12 protein-coding genes and 4 pseudogenes are annotated in these 16563 nt (G+C 61.9%); 4 read left to right on the plus strand and 12 right to left on the minus strand.

The features are described from left to right. Nucleotides 1-181 precede the first annotated feature (181 nt). Nucleotides 182-866: pseudogene (locus C0Z16_RS36015) on the plus strand (transporter substrate-binding domain-containing protein). A gap of 396 nt (nt 867-1262) precedes the next feature. Here the strand turns inward: C0Z16_RS36015 and C0Z16_RS36020 are convergent. Both C0Z16_RS36020 and C0Z16_RS36025 read right to left on the minus strand, forming a co-directional pair. Beyond that, nucleotides 1263-2606: an APC family permease gene (locus C0Z16_RS36020; protein WP_102636721.1), complete on the minus strand. Its 1344-nt coding sequence runs from the start codon at nt 2604-2606 to the stop codon at nt 1263-1265. Between the two features lie 87 nt (nt 2607-2693). After that, a complete protein-coding gene (locus C0Z16_RS36025) occupies nt 2694-3539 on the minus strand; it encodes a carbon-nitrogen hydrolase family protein (RefSeq protein ID WP_102636722.1) in 846 nt (281 codons plus the stop codon). A gap of 130 nt (nt 3540-3669) precedes the next feature. On the opposite strand from C0Z16_RS36025, the gene C0Z16_RS36030 reads away from it, so the two are divergent. Beyond that, nucleotides 3670-4497 carry a helix-turn-helix transcriptional regulator gene (locus C0Z16_RS36030; protein ID WP_102636723.1) on the plus strand — a complete coding sequence of 276 codons (828 nt, stop codon included), beginning with the start codon at nt 3670-3672 and terminating at the stop codon, nt 4495-4497. 200 nt (nt 4498-4697) lie between these two features. Here the strand turns inward: C0Z16_RS36030 and C0Z16_RS39230 are convergent. From C0Z16_RS39230 to C0Z16_RS36070, 8 genes and pseudogenes are all read right to left on the minus strand, one after another. Then, nucleotides 4698-4983 (minus strand): annotated as a pseudogene (locus C0Z16_RS39230) (aromatic ring-hydroxylating dioxygenase subunit alpha); the annotation flags it as partial. 92 nt (nt 4984-5075) lie between these two features. Continuing rightward, entirely contained in the window at nt 5076-6416 is a 1341-nt protein-coding gene (locus C0Z16_RS36040; RefSeq protein ID WP_084534372.1) for a serine hydrolase domain-containing protein, read from the minus strand. Nucleotides 6417-6437: 21 nt separating this feature from the next. Next, nucleotides 6438-6803 (minus strand): BON domain-containing protein, encoded by a 366-nt coding sequence (locus C0Z16_RS36045; protein WP_036025454.1) that lies wholly within the window; start codon nt 6801-6803, stop codon nt 6438-6440. 60 nt (nt 6804-6863) lie between these two features. After that, on the minus strand, nt 6864-7922 hold the full coding sequence (locus tag C0Z16_RS36050; RefSeq protein WP_102636724.1) for a porin: 1059 nt from the start codon (nt 7920-7922) through the stop codon (nt 6864-6866). Between the two features lie 102 nt (nt 7923-8024). Further along, a complete protein-coding gene (locus C0Z16_RS36055; protein WP_102636725.1) occupies nt 8025-9329 on the minus strand; it encodes an MFS transporter in 1305 nt (434 codons plus the stop codon). Nucleotides 9330-9397: 68 nt separating this feature from the next. After that, nucleotides 9398-10494, minus strand: a pseudogene (locus tag C0Z16_RS36060) (CaiB/BaiF CoA transferase family protein). A 56-nt stretch (nt 10495-10550) separates the two neighbouring features. Continuing rightward, nucleotides 10551-11732, minus strand: a complete 1182-nt coding sequence (locus C0Z16_RS36065) for an acyl-CoA dehydrogenase family protein (RefSeq protein WP_027802904.1) — start codon at nt 11730-11732, stop codon at nt 10551-10553. Between the two features lie 11 nt (nt 11733-11743). Continuing rightward, nucleotides 11744-13297: an AMP-binding protein gene (locus C0Z16_RS36070; protein ID WP_027802905.1), complete on the minus strand. Its 1554-nt coding sequence runs from the start codon at nt 13295-13297 to the stop codon at nt 11744-11746. A 98-nt stretch (nt 13298-13395) separates the two neighbouring features. Here C0Z16_RS36070 and C0Z16_RS36075 point away from each other — a divergent pair, with 98 nt between their 5' ends. Further along, nucleotides 13396-14286, plus strand: a complete 891-nt coding sequence (locus C0Z16_RS36075; RefSeq protein WP_102636726.1) for a LysR family transcriptional regulator — start codon at nt 13396-13398, stop codon at nt 14284-14286. A 343-nt stretch (nt 14287-14629) separates the two neighbouring features. Here C0Z16_RS36075 and C0Z16_RS36080 read toward each other — a convergent pair whose 3' ends face one another. After that, complete coding sequence (locus tag C0Z16_RS36080; RefSeq protein ID WP_102636727.1) at nt 14630-15991, minus strand: MFS transporter; 1362 nt, start codon at nt 15989-15991, stop codon at nt 14630-14632. A gap of 295 nt (nt 15992-16286) precedes the next feature. On the opposite strand from C0Z16_RS36080, the gene C0Z16_RS36085 reads away from it, so the two are divergent. Next, nucleotides 16287-16484 (plus strand): LysR family transcriptional regulator, encoded by a 198-nt coding sequence (locus C0Z16_RS36085; protein ID WP_102636728.1) that lies wholly within the window; start codon nt 16287-16289, stop codon nt 16482-16484. Here C0Z16_RS36085 and C0Z16_RS36090 read toward each other — a convergent pair. After that, a pseudogene (locus C0Z16_RS36090) lies at nt 16447-16563 on the minus strand (IS5/IS1182 family transposase); the annotation flags it as partial. The gene C0Z16_RS36085 and the pseudogene C0Z16_RS36090 sit on opposite strands and share 38 nt — an antisense overlap.

Genomic DNA, 16563 nt, shown 5'->3' on the forward strand with positions numbered 1-16563 from the left:
CGCGTTCCGCCGCAGCCAGCAAATGAAGAAACGGGCGCGGTTGGCCGCTGCATTCGGAGAACTGGGAAACGGCTGCTGGTGCAGCCGGGGATGTGGATTGCTCACTTGACACCGGCCCGCTAATGGGCGTCAACAATCGGCTCAAAATTTGATGGCCGTTCCCATTTTTCGAGAAACCGCGATGAAGGTAACGATTGCATACATCGAGGAACCTCCGTTCGGCTGGACGGAGGAAGGCGGTACGATAACAGGCGCGGATATTGACCTGGCCGAAGTGGTTCTTCGGGCACTCGGAGCCACTAGGATCGAACATCGGCTGACGGCGTTCAGTGAGCTGTTGCACGGCGTTGAGGCCGGCCGTTGGGATATGAACGTTCCCTTGTTCGTTACGCCTGAACGCGCCAATCTGGTCGCGTTCAGCGTGCCCGTATGGGCGATAGGGGACGGGTTTCTGGTTCGGGCCGGAAATCCAAAAGCGCTCAACAGCTATGAGTCACTCGCCAAACGGCACGATGCACGCCTCGGGATCATTGCCGGACAGGTGCAACACGACTCGGCGACAGCGTCAGGCGTAAGTGAGCACCAGATAGCCATCTTCGAGCACCAGGCCGATGCTATCGAAGCGGTTCGCTCCGGAGGGATCGATGCGTACGCGAGCACCGCCGTGGGCAATCGCCTACTGGCGGATCGTATCGGCGGTTCGCTGCTAGAGGCTGTGGAGCACAAGCCGCAAACGAATGGAGAGCATCAAAAACAGCGATCTGCTCAACGCGGTAAACGCGCATCTGGGCTCACCAGACCATCGCGCTCGCATGGCAAAATTCGGCATCACACACAACGAGATCGATCCGACTCTTGCCTGTTGAGCATGGGGCGAGCTTCGGGCCAAATACGGTCATTGGAATAGAGGGTCGGCAGTACGCACTGACGACTGGCCGCTTCCAAGCAGCGGAATTGCACTGGCCGCTTTCCAGCGACGATTTCGAGGAGCGGACTGACGCGGCCCGACCCAACTGGGCCGTTCGGTCCACCTCCAGACGGAGGGCTGCTTTGAAGGTGCAACGGCCATTCGTGTTGTCGTGTTAGGCGGCCAGCCCCCGGCCTAAGCTGGTATCGGCGGACGATACGGCGCCCGGGTCAAGGCCGGCTTCCAGACGTGAAATGCGGCCGGACTAGTCAGGCGACTTTTGTGCCGCTGATCCACTTCAACAGGATGACAGGATTGAACGTCCCGCCAAACGGGGTTGAGGCCCGCCGACCGGCTAGATCGCCACCTCCGGCGGTGCCTGCTGGAACAGTCGCGTGATCCAGCATAGATACGCGAGCCCCATCACGAACCAGATGGCGCCGAGTACGAGGGCGGTTTTTTCCAGGCTCGCAAGCAGCCAGATATCCGAGACCGCGCCGATCAACGGAAAGATCAATCCGCCGACGATACCCATCCGTTCCCCTTTTGGCGCATCCTGCCGGCTTGCCAGATGGAGGCGGATCACGCATAGATTGACTGCGGTGAACGCGAGAAATGCACCGAAATTGATGAACGACGTCGACGTCGCGACATCGAGCTTCAGCGCGACAAGGCCGACGATGCCCGCAATCGCGATGTTGATCGCCGGGGTCTTGAACTTCGGGTGAGCGAAGCCGAAGATCCTGCGCGGCAGAATCTGATCGCGGCCCATCGCATAGAGCAGGCGCCCGACGCTCGCCTGCGCCGAGATGCCCGAAGCGAACTGCGCAAGAATCAGCCCGGCAAGAAACACGCTGACGAAAATATCGCCGCCGATCATCTTCGCGACTTCGAACGCAGCCGAATCGGCGTCCTTGAACTCGACGCCCGGATGCGCGAGCTGCATCGTGTACGCGGCCAGCACGAAGATAGCGCCGCCGATCAAGGCGATCCACAGGATCGCGCGCGGCATGTTCTTCTTCGGATCGATAGTTTCTTCAGTGAGCGTCGATACGGCGTCGAACCCGAGGTACGAATACGCGGCGATCGCCGCTCCGGCCATGGTCGCTGCGAACGGCACGTGCGGTTTGAAGAAAGGTTCGGCCATCGCGATGCCGCCTGGACCGGCGGCCGCTGTCGCGTAGTGCCAGCAGAGCGCGACAAACAGCGCGACGATCGCCAGTTGAACGACCATCAGTACGATGTTAAAGCGCGCTGCCAGTTCGATCCCGACGATGTTCAGCGCACTGGTCAGCACGATGAACGCGACGATCCAGATCCACGTCGGCACGTGCGGAAATGCGGAATTAAGATACGCGGCGCCGATTAGCCAGATCACCATCGGCAGGAAGAAGTAGTCGAGCAGCGTCGCCCAGCCGATCATGAAGCCGAGCTGCGCATTGAAGGTCTGCCGCGTGTAGGTATAGGCGGAACCCGCGACCGGATAGCGCCGGGCAAGCTTGCCGTAGCTTAGCGCTGTGAACGCGATCGCGACGAGGGCGAGCAGGTAGGCGAGAGCGGCGGTGTCGTGGCTGGCTTTCGCGAGCACGCCATACGTGCCGTACACGATCAGCGGCGCCATATAGGCGAGGCCGAACAGCAGCACGGACGGCAGGCCGAGTGTGCGTTTCAGGTGAGATTGCTCTTTTGCGTCTTCCATGATGTCTCCAGGCCCTGATACAGGTAGAACGGTCGCATGCGCAGCGGACGCTGCGCATGCGTGTCGTGCTAACGAACGTCGACGATGTCAATCGATACGGAGGCGCGGCGCTTCGATCTCCAAGGCGCGCGAGCCGTTCGCCATATCGACGCGCGTGAGCCCCAGCGGTACGCGCGCGTCGTGCAGATACCGATAGTGCTCACGGCTCGCTTCGAGCCGCGCCAGGTCGACGCGCGCGCGTACCAGCGCTTCCTGCGCGTCTGCTGACGCCACGACTTCGCCGAACGGATCGATGAGCGTGGATTCGCCTGGAAACGTCAGATTGTCGTCGCCTGAACCGCAGCGGTTCACCATCACCGCGAACAGCTGGTTTTCCATCGCGCGAGCGACGATCGCGCGCCGGTGCACCGGACCGAACGGATCCATGTTGCCGTTGGTGACAATCAGCAGGTCCGCGTCAAGCGCTGCGAGCGCGCGGGCCGTTTCAGGAAACTCGATGTCGTAGCAGATCAGCAGGCCCACCGTAATGCCGTTCCACACGCACGTCTCGAAGCGGTTGCCAGGCGTAAACACGCCGACATCCGACGCCCACAGATGCGTCTTTCGATAGCGCAGTGCGATTTCGCCGTATTCGTCCACCAGTACCGTCGTGTTGTAGAACCTTGCGCCGTCACGTTCAGCCAAGCCCACCGCAACCGAGACGCCAGCGCGGCGTGCGGCGTCGCGCACGGCGGTAAGCATTGGACCGTCGATCGGCTGCGCGACGTCGGTGATATTGTCGCGGGTCGGGAATCCCGACAGCGTGGCCTCCGGGAAGACGACGAGCTTCGTGCCGCCACCAGTATCGGCGCGGCCAATCATCTCGATCACTTTGCGCGCGTTGTGCTCGACGTTGCCGTCCGAGAGCGCGAGCTGCGCGAGTTCTACCTGCATATGAATTGTCTCCTTCTAGATACCGTGCAGTGGCGGGATGCCATGCCGCCGTGTTTTCGTCCGAAGGCATTATCAGGGTATTATTTTTGTCCAGAAATTACCCACAAGGGTTACCCCACCGGAGAATGAGATGGAATTCGAATGGCGCGATCTCGCGTTTCATCGGGAGATCGGCTCGGCCATCGACGCCCTCGATGGCCCGCATTTCTGGGCCCGTCTGACGCGCGTGCTGGAGCGGCATATCGGCTTCGACAGCTGGGTCGCGTTGCGCTTCGCGCGCGACGCGCCACCCCTCGTGTGCGCCGAGCAGGCGATGCCGGACGGTAAGGTCGACCTGATGTTTCAGGACTATCTCGCGGCGCTCTATCAACTCGATCCGTTCTATCTCGCCGCATTCGAGCAACGCGCGTCCGGCTTCTACACGCTCGCCGACGTGGCACCCGACAACTTCCGGATGACTGAGTATTATCAGCGCTACTTCAGGAAAAACATCATCGGCGACGAGGTGCATTTCAACGTCGTGATCGACGGCAATCACACGATGGGGTTTTCATTGGGCAACAGGCGCCGCTACGGCGAGCGCGAAATCGCGTTGCTCACGCTATTCTCGCCATGGGTCCTCGCGCTGATGCAGCAGCGGCTGCGTTACGAGGATTTTGGTGCAGGCCGCCACGATACACATGCAGCCGGGAGCGCACGGCCCGATTTTCCGGCGCGCTTCGGCGCGCTGACGGAAAAGAGCGGGCGAGCCGAGCTCACTGCCCGCGAGATCGAAGTGGCGATGCTGACGCTAAGCGGATTTTCGTCTCGCGCCATCGCGGAAAAGCTGTCGATTTCGTTCGAGACCGTACGCGCGCATAAAAAGCACATCTACGCAAAGCTCGGCATCGGGTCCCAGTCCGAACTGTTCGCGATGTTCTACGAGCCTGGGCGTACTGAGGTGGATACATCTTCGTGACGGCCATGCATGCGTGAATTCGCGTGAAACGCATGTCCGGCAACGCTTGCATCTGTTCGCCGCACGCCGTGCTCGCCCTTACTTGTCGACCTGGCGCGCCGCCCACAAGCGCCGGACCTCCGATCGAGGAGTTTTCGGCGCGGATGGTGTCGGGACCCTAGTTCCCGTTGGCCTCAGCGTCAGCTCGCCCACCTCGCGGATTAGGGTCGCGCGCGGGCGCCGCAGTTGCTCAACAGGTCGCGGAACTCATTGATGACGGGAAACACCCGTGATTCCTATCCGCGCCTGCTTGTCGTGGGCCTTCTGCTCGGCGTGCTGTGAACCAGACCAGCAGCGGCCATGCCAAGTTCGGCGCAAACGGAATGCCGGGCTTGCGGATGGAAAGCAGGCCACAAGTGCGGTCGGTGCCCAGCGCCGCATCCAGCGGCACATATCGATCCACAGCTCCATCACCAACGTGCCATCGCCCGAGCAGATCTGTAAGGTCTAGCTCGCAGCCCGACATACCCGATGAGGCCACCTACTTCGACAAACAAGCGCTTCGCCCCGCTTCTCTTAGGGCTGCGCTACCAGATGACCTATCGGATCGCGGCGCTGATTGAGCGCGCCGCTTGATTCAGGGCCGCTGCTGTTTCGAGCGGCGCTCGCGGGATCGCCCGGCCCCCTTCGGCACTGGTCGGTCGCGCGGCCTGATCGGGGGATGACGAGAACTTGACGATGGTGAGCTTCGTCTTCGGATCGACCAGGATCGATTGCCCGAACCGGCCGCCGGCCGCGAACGAGCCGTGCCCATCGTTCACCTGATACCAGTAGTCCCGATATGAGTAGCCCGGGCGGCCGGACGCAAGATTGCCCTTCGCGAAGGCGCCGGCGTTATCCGATGGCATCAATGTGATGTGGGCGGTAGAAGCCGGGAGCAAAGTCGTCCGTCCCGCTTCGCCCAACCGCACTAACTCACCGAAACGTGCCGCGTCGCGAAGCGTCGTGTTGAAACCACCGCTTGCCATCTCGGTACCTAAACGATCGACCACAACGTCGCCGTCGTCTTCGGCGATCTTCTGCCACATCGTGCGGGAGACCAGTCCGCTCCACGACAGCCCAGTCACGCGCCGTATCGCCCATGCCACAGCTTCGGGCGAGCCATTCTGATAGAACCACACGTTTCCCGCCGTCGCGCCGGGCGTGGCGCTTACCACTTTCAGGAAGTCGTAGATGCTGTCCGGCGCGCCGCTGCGGCGCGGAATGATGCCCACTGCGCCGAAGAGTCCCAGATCTGGTGGAAGATCGGCCGGGTAGCTGACCGGCACCTCCATATCCAGATTTTGCTGGACCGTCGCGTCGCCGAACGGCGTGCCCGCGAGTTCGGGAACGTACGTCGAGAGTGTCGCTTGTGGGTCCAGTCGGCCTTCGTCGATCAGTTGCGCCGCGACGAGCCCCGTTACGGATTTGGTCATCGATGCCCACGCGTGCGTCTGCCGGGGCGTAAAGGAATTGAAGTAGCGCTCAAGCACCACCCTGCCGTCGTGAACGACGATGAAACCGTCGGTATAAGTGCGTCGCAGATAGTCGGTCAGGGTTAGCGTCGTTCCGTCGACAGTGAACTGCACCTTGTCGGGGTCGAGCGCGGCACCGGCAGGTAGTGGCAACGGCGTGTGCGCGTGCTCGACTTTAGCAGTAGGGGTCATCAGACGGGTATTGCGTAGCGCCCAGGCAAGGTTCGGGTAGCGCAGCGAGTTGGCCTTGGTCACAAGCTTGTCCGCAGGCGGAGGAAAGCCCTGCATGATGCCGATTTCGACGGGGTCGCGAGATACCCCGACCTCCTGAGCATACGTGGCCAGCGGCAGCAGTGCGCCAATGACAAGCGCCACGGCGGTCGCGACAGGGCCAGTGGTGAGGTCACGATTTCGAGTATTTTTCATTTTTTTCCCGGAAAGCAGGCATTACAGAGATGGCCCGGACAGGTGGATAAAATTCTCAACGCTTGAGACGCCGACGACCTGCTTTGCCGCTTCGACGGCCAGTGGAATCTGCTCGTTATCCGACACCGAGCCGGAAAGCGTGACGTGGCCGCTTTGTGCCTTCACGAAGATGCGTGCGGCGTTGAGCCCTCGGGTGCGAGCTAGTGCAGTCGAAACCCGGCGAGCGAGCTTCCTGTCCGCGGCCTTCCTTGCCTTGACGGACGTCGCGTCAGCGGCGGTGGTGGCGCCGCCCGCGGATGCGGCCCCGGACTGGGCAAATGCGCCGGCGGACGCGCCGATAAGCGCACCCATGAGCAGAGCGCGGAGAATTCGAATACGGATCGTCATGCGATTTCTTCAATAGAGTGAACGGGTGGGATTGGCCAGGCGTAGGCTGGCGCCTCCCTTCTAGAAACGTGTCATGAGACCGAATGACACGCCGGTCATCGTATGGCCACCGGGATTCAGGCCGAGTGCCGTGATGTTGGCGGGATCGTAACGATAGGCGCCCGAAAATCCGTTCCGATCGAACTCCGCGTAGACTTCGGTCTGCTTCGACAGAAAATACTCGGCAATTGCAAACGTTGTGACTTTATGGCCGCTGGCCGACGCGACATTGCCAAGATTACTGGCAATATCATCAATGAAAGCGGCCGTGAGCTGTAACGCTGGCGTGACCGACCAGACGACTCCACCGCCCGGAATTCTGTCGCGACGCCGGGGCGCAGTGGGCTTAGCGCCAGTAACGGTGAGATCGGCATAGTTCAGGTAAAGGCGCGCTGGTCCGATCTGGAGCGTACCGCCAGTCTGGAACGTCTGCGCCCATTGTGTCGCCGTCGCGTTCCACGTCTTTTGATACGACACGCCGCCGAGCGCCGGTCCCCACTGGTACAAGGCCGCGCCCGAGAAATTCGTCGCCGCGCGGGAATTGCCCGCGACGCCGCCGGGAGAATAGCTCGCGGCCATGCGAAAGCCGCCTACCTGTCCGATATATTTGACCGTGTTATTGAAACGCGAGTCCAGTGTGAAATAGTTAGCGCTATATACCACGCCTGGTTCGATTGCAATGGACTGTCCGCGCCCACCCGCCGGATCGATGAGAATGCCGAGATCTTCGTTTGCGTTCAGTTGCCGGCCAAAGGTCAGCCGGCCAAAATTGCCAGTCAAACCGACGAACGCAGCCTGCGAAAACAAGTTGCCCGAGGTCTTCACCGCGCCGGTACCGCTGTTGAACGCGCCCTCCAGCTTAAAGATGGCCTTCAGGCCGCCACCCAGGTCTTCTTTGCCGGTGAAGCCGAACTGGTTGCCAGCAATGATGTTGTTGTTGTAACCGACCGCGCTGCCGGCCCTGGCGCCGTTCGTCCAGCGAAGACCGCCGCCGACATTGCCATACAACGTCACGCTTGACTGCGCACAGGCCACTCCCGAGAGCAGGCTTATCAGCGTCGCACCAAGTACCTTCTTCATACGTCTCCTTTGTTTTCTATTGGTATTATTACGGATAACTAATTGATGGCGTCCGTCCGGACGTGTCGCGGAACGTACTCAAAAACGATGATGCGCAGTGTTTTAGCTGGGATCGGCGACGCTACCCGGCACTGGGGCGCCGGACACTCCACCGGCGAGGCGCCGTTGCGAGCGCTGCGGGTCGAGGCAGAATGCGCAGAGCAGGCCGCATCCCAGCAGCACCACGCCGCAGGCGACGCTCGCCTGTTCGAACCCGCGTGCGGGCGACCGACCGGCGTCGTCGATCAACAGCCCGGTGACGATCGGCGCGGCGAGTCCGGCGAGCGATGAAAATCCGTTGCTCAATGCCAGGACGCCGCCCCGTTGTGAATCGGGGGTGACTTCGCCCAACATGGCAGGTCCGATCGAATACATGGCAAGCGTCATGCCACTGCCCAGCGTGAGCAGGATGAACTTCATCATGGGCGAGACGCCTGGCCACGCAAGCAAGGCAATCAGTGCGCCTGCCACGATCAGTGTGACGGCAAGGAAGCCGCCGCGACCGACTCTCGACGGCACCCCGTTCGCCAACAGGCGCTGCGACAGCCAGGCAAGCCCGAGGCTAAGGGGCGCAGTAATGGCGACGAATAACGCAAACATTCTGCCCGCGACATGCGCTTCATAACCCATTCCCTGTTGCAGCCAGGTTGGCGTCCAGGTGAGCGTCATGGCAAGAATCCAGTTGGCGGCGAAGTGCCCGGCAAAAACGCCCAGTACGGTCCGATCGGTCAGCAGCAGAGCGTACGGGACGCGCGCCGTGCGACCCGTACGCACGGGACTCGACAAACGACCTTCCGCGCCGAACACGAACCACGCGATGCACCAGAGGCAGCCAAGCGCGGACAGCACGAGAAAGTTTGCCCGCCAGCCCCAGTGTGCAGTGATGGCGGGAATACTCAGCCCGGCGACCAGCAGACCGAGCGCGCTCCCCTGATGCAGCACGGCGACGGGCAGGTTGCGCCTGGCGTCCGGAAACCACTTATAGAGCGCATGCACCGCGACCGGTGACGTGGGCCCCTCTCCCGCGCCAAGCAGCACACGGGATGCGATGATGCTCCAGATCGAACTTGCGACCAGCATCGGTAATTGCAGCAGGGTCCATGAGCCAGCCATCAGCAGCAACAGCCATTTTGTCGAAGCGCGATTCGCCGCGAGGCCGCCCAGCACGGCGGAAATCGAAAACAACCAGTTGAGGCTGCCGCCGATCAACCCGAACTGTGTGGGCGACAGGTGAAGCTCACGCATCATCGGGATGGACACGAGGCCGAGCACGACCTTGTCCAGAAAATTCACCAGCATCATCAGCGCGAGCATGATTGCGATAGACCATGCGCGCGCCGGTCGGTACCGGTTGTGTTCGTTTGTCATTCGGGTTGTCTCCGTGATGGTGGGGACGTCTTCCGCGTCCCTGCTATGGCTGTTGCTGTTGGACGGCTTCAGCTGTCGTGCTGACCGAGCAGCGGGACGGTGTCCCCGGCATCGGGCAACCCCGCCGAAAATTTCACGGGAAAGCGCACCGCCATGGTTGCCTCGTTAGCGAGTTCGCGGATCATGCCGCGTTCGCGCACGTGTGGATCGTCGAACAGTTCGTGCGCGTCGAGCAGCGGCGACACCGGTAGATCGAAAGACGTGAGCGTGTCGAGCCATTCCGCAAGCGTGCGCTGCAAGAAGATCCCCGTGAGCAGCGCGTTGACCTCGCGCTTGAACTGCTGCCTGCCAAGGCGTGACGCGAAGCGATCGTCAGTCAACGCGGGATAGTCGGCGCCGAGCGCTTCGCATAGGTTCAACCAGAACTTGTTCTCCAGAATCCCCAACGCAAGGTGCCGGCCGTCCCGCGTCGGGAAAAGATCGTTCTCGGGCATGACGTTGGGCGATGCCAGCGGGCGGTCCGCATATGCGCGCGAGGTCCACGCGGCCGATGCAGTCCACGCCAACACACAGTCGTGAATCGATACGTCAAGATGCTGGCCACGACCATTCTGGCGCGCACTCATGACTGCCACGGCCAGCGCGAGCGCGGCGTGGCTCGACGCGGCATAGTCCGCCAGCCGAACACGCGGACGCGTGACCGGTCGTCGACCTGAACCGGAATCGACCAGAAGCCCCCGAGCGCGAGGTAGTTGAGATCGTGGCCAGGCCGGGCCGCGTACGGGCCGGTCTGCCCGAATCCAGAAATCGAACACATGACGATGCGCGGATTCACTTCGGCGAGGGTCGCGTAGTCGAGTCCAAACCGTTTCATGACGCCGGGCCGGAAACCTTCGACCACCGCATCCGCGCCACGCACCAGTTCGAGCATGGCCGCCTTGCCGGCGGGACTCTTCAGGTCGAGCGCGACGGACCGTTTGCCTCGATTGAGTTGGGCGAATATCTCGCGCCCCAGCTGGCGCGCCGGATCGCCGGCGCCCGGCGGCTCGACCTTGACCACGTCCGCCCCCAGATGCATCAACATCGACGTGGCGTGCGGTCCCGGTAGCAGTTGGCTTAAATCGACAACCCTGACGCCGTTCAGACAGGACCATTCTGGTTTGATCGGAGTCGTTTCCTCTTCCAGGCCGCCAGTATTCGTGCGCATGTTGCCTCCCTCTTTCAGGCCGGCGAGCCGGCCGGGTCGAGAATGACGCGGGCGATCGTATTTCGTTGAATCTCGCTCGTGCCCGTGAAAACGCGGAACATGCGCAGTTTCCGGAACGTCTGCTCGATTGGGTGATGGCGCGTGACACCAACGTTGCCGTGAATCTGCACGGCCTTGTCCGCGACTTCGAAGCAGCGTTCCGACACAAACAGCTTGCAGGCCGCGGCCTTCATCCGAAGATCGGCGCCGGCGTCGGCGAGCGCGGCGGTCTGCGCGATCATGCTTTCGCAGGCCCATAGTGCGGCGGCCATGTCGGCGAGCATGTGCTGGATCGCCTGAAAGCGCGCGATCGGGCCGCCGAACTGCCGGCGCGTGCGCGCGTAGTCCAATGACGCCTCGTAGGCGGCTGTGGCGAGACCGAGCATCGTCGGGCAGTGCAGCAGGCGGTTTACGTTGATACGTGACATGCCGAGCTTGAAGCCGTTGCCCTCGCCGCCGAACACGTTTGCACGAGGCACGCGCACGTCGACGAAGCGGATGTCCGCGTCGATGTGCTGTCCCGACATCGGCACGTATTGCTGTTCGACCGTCACGCCAGGCAGGTCGAAGTCAACGAGTACCGCAGTAATGGCAGGTGGCGTCGTGCTGGCATCCGTCACGCACATGACAATCGCGAAATCGGCAAACGGCGCGCCGCTGATGTAGTGTTTGACGCCATTGATCACGAGGTCGTCGCCCTCCACCACGGCCGAGGTGGTGATGCTCTGCGCATCTGAGCCCGAATGGGGTTCGGTCAGCGCGAAGCAGGTCGATTTCTCACCACGGATCACCGGTTCGAAATAGCGCACGAGCTGATCCGGAGTCGCGTACTTGAGCATATTGCCGACGCGCGGCGGACCGCCCAGGTCGCCGAGCACGTGAGGCGCGAGTGCGGAACCTGAGGCGGCCAGATCAGCCTTGAGTGCGCACTGTTCAATGATCGACAGCCCCCGGCCGCCGAGCTTGACCGGCAGGCACGCCGCGTAGAAGCCGAGTTGCGCGGAGCGGCGCCAGACACGGCGCAGCGTGTCGCGCGGCCAGACGTCTTCGCTGCCGATGCCGAGTTCCTGCTCCATTGGCCGCAATTCTTCGGCGATGAAGCGGCGAATGCCTTCGCGCGTTTCGACAAACGCCGGATTGCTCAGGTGATCGAACATGGTTGTCCCCTTCAATTGACGCGACGCGAGATGCCTTGCCAGTACTGCTCGCGAACCAGCTTGCGAGCGACCTTGCCGCTCGCATTCTTGGGCAGATCGGCGACGAAGCTCACCGTGCGCGGGAGCTTGTAGTCGGCCAGCCGGGCGCGGCAATGCGCGATGATTTCTTCGGCAGATGTATTGCGTCCGGACTTCAGCACGACGACCGCCTTGACACTTTCGCCCCACTTCTCGTCGGGCACGCCGACCACGCATACTTCCATCACATCGGAATGCTGATACAGCGAGGCTTCGATTTCGGTGGGATACACATTGAAGCCGCCGGAAATGATCATGTCTTTCTGGCGATCGACGAGGTAGATAAAGCCATCTTCGTCGACACGCGCGAGATCGCCGGTGCGAAGCCAGCCGTCGACGAGCACTTCACGCGTGAGTTCCGGCTCGCCCCAGTAGCCTTGGAACACGTCGGCGCCGCGAATAACGACCTCACCGATCGCATCGCCCATGACCTCGCAGCCGTGCTCGTCAACCACCAGGACTTCGGTCTCGCCGGTCGGCCGGCCGCACGACGCCAGCCGCTCAGGACGGTGTGCGATTGCGTCGGCATGATCGGCGATGCTCAGGCGCGTGACGCCTGAAGTGGATTCGCTCGCGCCGTAACCTTGCGAGAGCACCGGTCCGATCCGCGTCCACGCTTCCTGGATGCGCGCCGGCGCCATCGGCGCGGCGCCGTAGCCGAGCATCTTCAGGCTCTTGAGATCGGCGGTGTCCAGCGTGGGATCGTTTAGCAGCATGTTGATCATCGCGGGCACCATGAACACGTGCGTAATGCGCAATCGCTCGATTTCCCGCAGGAAGTGCGCAGGCTCGAATGTGTCGAACAGCACGAGTGTGGCCCCCGAATAGAGGTACGGCTGCATCAACATGCCCGACGCATGCGTAACCGGTCCGATGAGCGCCAGGCGGTCGCCCGGTTTCGCGGGCGAATCCATGCCCAACAGGATTTTGCGCAGCGACGCGAGGCGATTGCCGTAGGTCTGCATGGCTGCCTTGATCGTGCCGGTCGAACCGGACGAGAAGTGCAGCACGGCGAGGTCGTCGGACGATAGGGTGACATCGGGCAGGTCCGCCGTGGCGCAAGAAATCAGCGTTTCGTAGTCGGCATATCCGTTCGCTGCTTCGCCAAGAGAAATGAATGCTTCGACCGAATTAAAACCCGGCGAGCTGCGATCGTAAGTCGCATATCCTGCTCCCGCGATCATCACGCGCGGCGCGCAATTCTCGACCACGTCGGCGGCCTCATGCACGGTAAAGCGTGGATTCAAAGCTGCCTTGACCAGTCCCGCCTTATAAAGCGCGCATTCGATTTCTACCAGCGCGGCGCAATTGCGAGCCTGAACTGCGACCCGATCGCCTTTAGTCAGTCCGAGGCCTAGTAACGCATTCGCGAGCCGGCTCGAGCGTTCGTCGAGTTGGCAGTACGTCAGCTCGCGCTCGCGATGCATGACCGCCACGGTGTCGCCCCAATAACGCGCGGCGCGGCGAAGAAAATAAGTAAAGCCCAATCGGTGTCTCCCGTTATCGATCTGGCTCTCAGTCTGTAAGATGCGCGGTATCACCACAATGAGGCGTTGGCTATAAAGCCATAGCCAATGGGAATGACATGGAGACGCGGGATCTGGAATATCTGCTTGCCGTCGAGAAGCACGGTGGCATTGGCCGGGCCGCCGAGGCGCTAGGCATGAGTCAGCCCGCTTTGACCAAGGCGATTCAACGCGTGGAGGCGCAGGTTGGGTTGGGACTGTTCGAACGCACGGCCAGCGGCATCGTGCCGACCCAGGCAGGGGCGCTGTTCATCGTACGTGCGCAGCGCATTGCGCTCGAATACGAAGACGCACTGAAGGAAATGCGCGCGATCCGGAGCGGCGAACAGGGTGTGCTTCGCATCGGTTATTCGCCGACTGTGCCGAATGCACTGGTACTGAGCGCTTGCCGGCAGTTGTTGAACGAACGCCCGGCCGCGCGTCTGCGGCTGCGGCGCCGGCTCGCGCGCGATCTTGTCGACCTGCTCATGGCAGGCGAGCTCGATCTGGTCGTGGCGCCCGAGCCGACTCGCAGCATGGGCGACGTGACCTTCGTCCAGCTCTTTCGCGACTCGCTTTCCGTCCTCGCCGACGAAACGCATGCACTGCATCGCAAGCGCAATCTGCGCCTTGCGGATCTGGCGGATCAGGAATGGTTACTGCCTGGACCGAACATTCTGCTGCGGCAGCAAGTCGATGCGGCTTTCGAGCGGCAGTGCCTCGGGCTGCCGAAGCTCCGCGTGGAAACTGATTTCGGCAGTACCTCGCTGCTGCATCTGCTTCGCGGCACGACGATGCTCTGTATAGCAGGCACCGAATCGTTCGAGAGCCTCGAGGGATTGCGTGCGCTCAATCTCGACACGGATGAACTCGACTTGCGCCGACGTGTCGGTGCGACTTTCCGGACTGGCGCTTACCTGTCTCCGCTCGCGCAGCGCGCGGTGTCGCTGCTACAGGAGCGGAGCGGGTGAATCGGGGCGCGGGGGACATCTCACATCAAGCGGACACCGCTACCGGGCAGCTTTCCGCTGCAAACCAGCCATTCGAGCGCCGGCTTCGTGGGTTGGGCGAACGGCAGAAACTGGCCGGACCCGGCCTGACGCGGCGGGCTCTGGTCGACCCAAATTGGTCATCAGATCCTGTATCCCTTCAATGTCAGCTCCCAGGGTAAAGCGGTCAATTTTCTCGACGCTCATCCGGCGCCGACAAGACGGATGACGGTCGGGTGCAAGTCAGATTGGCACTGCACCGCTCGCGGACGAGGCTGGACGGGCGCTAAGCGTACGGCGCCTGAGCATCCCGTATGTAAGTTGATCAAGGCGCCACGCTTACGCTCGTTGCCTTGCGAGGACGCCATGCGACCAGCAACAGCAGCAGCGCAGAAGCCGCGGCAGGTACTCCTACGGCAAGGAAGAGGTCGGCATTTGACCAGTTCCGCCGAATCAATTCGCCCCCGATCACCGGTCCGACGATGGAGCCGACTCGTCCGACACCCAGGCTCCAGCCCACGCCAGTGGATCGAAGCGCGGTCGGATAGTAGGTGGCCGCCACAGCATTCACCGCGGGCTGACCGCCGATGATGCACAACCCGGCGATGCCGACGACGATGAACAGGAACGCGAGCGGAAGCCCTGGCTGACCGATAGCAGCAATTGCGAGCGCCGCCAGCAGGAAGGCCGGTACAAGTACCTTGAAGAAACCGATGCGATCGATCACCGGCCCCATTGCCAGCGTTCCGGCCACGCCGCCTAGCTGTAGCGTCGTGCCGACCAGCACAGCCGTCGATGTCGGAAGTCCCGCGCTCTTGACGATGGTAGGTAGCCAGTTGGAGAGAAAGTACAGATTAAGCAAGTTCATGAAGTTGACTGCCCACAGCAGCACGGTCGTCTTCGCGCGACCGCCGCGGAACAACTCCAGCACCGGCGCACCACCGTGACCGGTGGCGGGCATGACAAAGCGCGTTTCTGGCGTGATCTGGAGAGAGGGGGCGATCCGATGCAGGCTCGCGGCGACCCGATCGACGCCTACGCCGCGCACCACCGAGAACAACATTGATTCCGGCATCTTGAAGACAATCAGGATTGCGAGCGCCAACGGCACAACGCCACCCACGATGAAAACGGACTGCCAGCCCATGGCTGGAATAAGGGCCGCCGAGATCAGGCCGCCGAGGAATGCGCCGACCGTGAAGCCGCAGGACACCAGCATCATGAGCGTCACGCGGCGGCGCTTGGGGCTGAACTCGCCCGCCAGGGCCATGGCATTGGGCATGATGGCGCCTAGGCCCAAGCCTGTAACGAACCGCAGGCACAACAACTGAGTAATGCTGGTCGCTTGCGAGGTGGCGAGCATGCATAGGGCAAAGGCAAGCGTGGCCCAGATCAACACCGGCCGGCGTCCGACCTTGTCTGCGACGACACTGAACGCTAGCGAGGCCACAAGCATGCCGAGCAGGCCCGCTCCGAATACCGGACCCAGCGCGGACTTATCCACGCCCCAGGTCTGGATGATGGCGGGCGCGACGAAGCCCATCGATTGCACATCGAATCCGTCGATGACGACTGTCAAGCCAATCAGCACGAGGATCCAGATTTGGAACGGGCTGACGCGGCTTGCGTCAACCACAGCCGAGATGTCAATGAGCGGTTGCGGTTTGAGAGTCACAGATGTCTCCATTACGGAATTTTTGGAATCTGGCAGGAGTGCCAGCTTTCACCTTGCCCCGGTTCACTTCACTGACTCGACTTCGTCTGTCGGAACGCTGACGTACCGATCCGGCGACGCCGGAAGAGATTGGCGTTTGTCCATGCCTGCCCCAGCAGAGTGAAGACCACGCCCACAACGCGCACTCTACGGGTAGACGCCACTTGCAAGAAGCCATCAGTTGGCATTTGATTTGTGCCTGCGGGGCACAAATAATCCGCTCGGCAAAGAACCAGCGCAGCGGCAGATTCCAACGCGGACAAACAGCATGAAAGATTCGGGCCCGAGCAGGCTAGGTACGGTGGAAGTATTCTGTGTCGCAGCGAAGGCGCAGAGTTTCACTGCGGCGGCAACATCGCTGGGTACCACGCCGTCCGCCATTAGTAAGGCGGTGCAGCGCCTGGAGAACCGGTTGGGCCTTACAAGCGTTAACAAAATGAGTTCTTCAGTTTTCGCCAGCAGATGATGCAGCAGGCGATTTTCATGAAGGCTTCATGGATGAATGCAAGACGTTCGAAGCGGATGCGCAGTCGTCGAAAGTTATG

This window comes from Paraburkholderia rhynchosiae (assembly GCF_002879865.1).
GTDB classification, from domain to species: domain Bacteria; phylum Pseudomonadota; class Gammaproteobacteria; order Burkholderiales; family Burkholderiaceae; genus Paraburkholderia; species Paraburkholderia rhynchosiae.

What these genes read in the sequence shown, in the direction of transcription:
- C0Z16_RS36020 (WP_102636721.1), bottom strand. Translation starts at nt 2,606, where the DNA reads ATGGAAGACGCAAAAGAGCAATCTCACCTGAAACGCACACTCGGCCTG.
- C0Z16_RS36025 (WP_102636722.1), bottom strand. Translation starts at nt 3,539, where the DNA reads ATGCAGGTAGAACTCGCGCAGCTCGCGCTCTCGGACGGCAACGTCGAG.
- C0Z16_RS36030 (WP_102636723.1), top strand. Translation starts at nt 3,670, where the DNA reads ATGGAATTCGAATGGCGCGATCTCGCGTTTCATCGGGAGATCGGCTCG.
- C0Z16_RS36040 (WP_084534372.1), bottom strand. Translation starts at nt 6,416, where the DNA reads ATGAAAAATACTCGAAATCGTGACCTCACCACTGGCCCTGTCGCGACC.
- C0Z16_RS36045 (WP_036025454.1), bottom strand. Translation starts at nt 6,803, where the DNA reads ATGACGATCCGTATTCGAATTCTCCGCGCTCTGCTCATGGGTGCGCTT.
- C0Z16_RS36050 (WP_102636724.1), bottom strand. Translation starts at nt 7,922, where the DNA reads ATGAAGAAGGTACTTGGTGCGACGCTGATAAGCCTGCTCTCGGGAGTG.
- C0Z16_RS36055 (WP_102636725.1), bottom strand. Translation starts at nt 9,329, where the DNA reads ATGACAAACGAACACAACCGGTACCGACCGGCGCGCGCATGGTCTATC.
- C0Z16_RS36065 (WP_027802904.1), bottom strand. Translation starts at nt 11,732, where the DNA reads ATGTTCGATCACCTGAGCAATCCGGCGTTTGTCGAAACGCGCGAAGGC.
- C0Z16_RS36075 (WP_102636726.1), top strand. Translation starts at nt 13,396, where the DNA reads ATGGAGACGCGGGATCTGGAATATCTGCTTGCCGTCGAGAAGCACGGT.
- C0Z16_RS36080 (WP_102636727.1), bottom strand. Translation starts at nt 15,991, where the DNA reads ATGGAGACATCTGTGACTCTCAAACCGCAACCGCTCATTGACATCTCG.
- C0Z16_RS36085 (WP_102636728.1), top strand. Translation starts at nt 16,287, where the DNA reads ATGAAAGATTCGGGCCCGAGCAGGCTAGGTACGGTGGAAGTATTCTGT.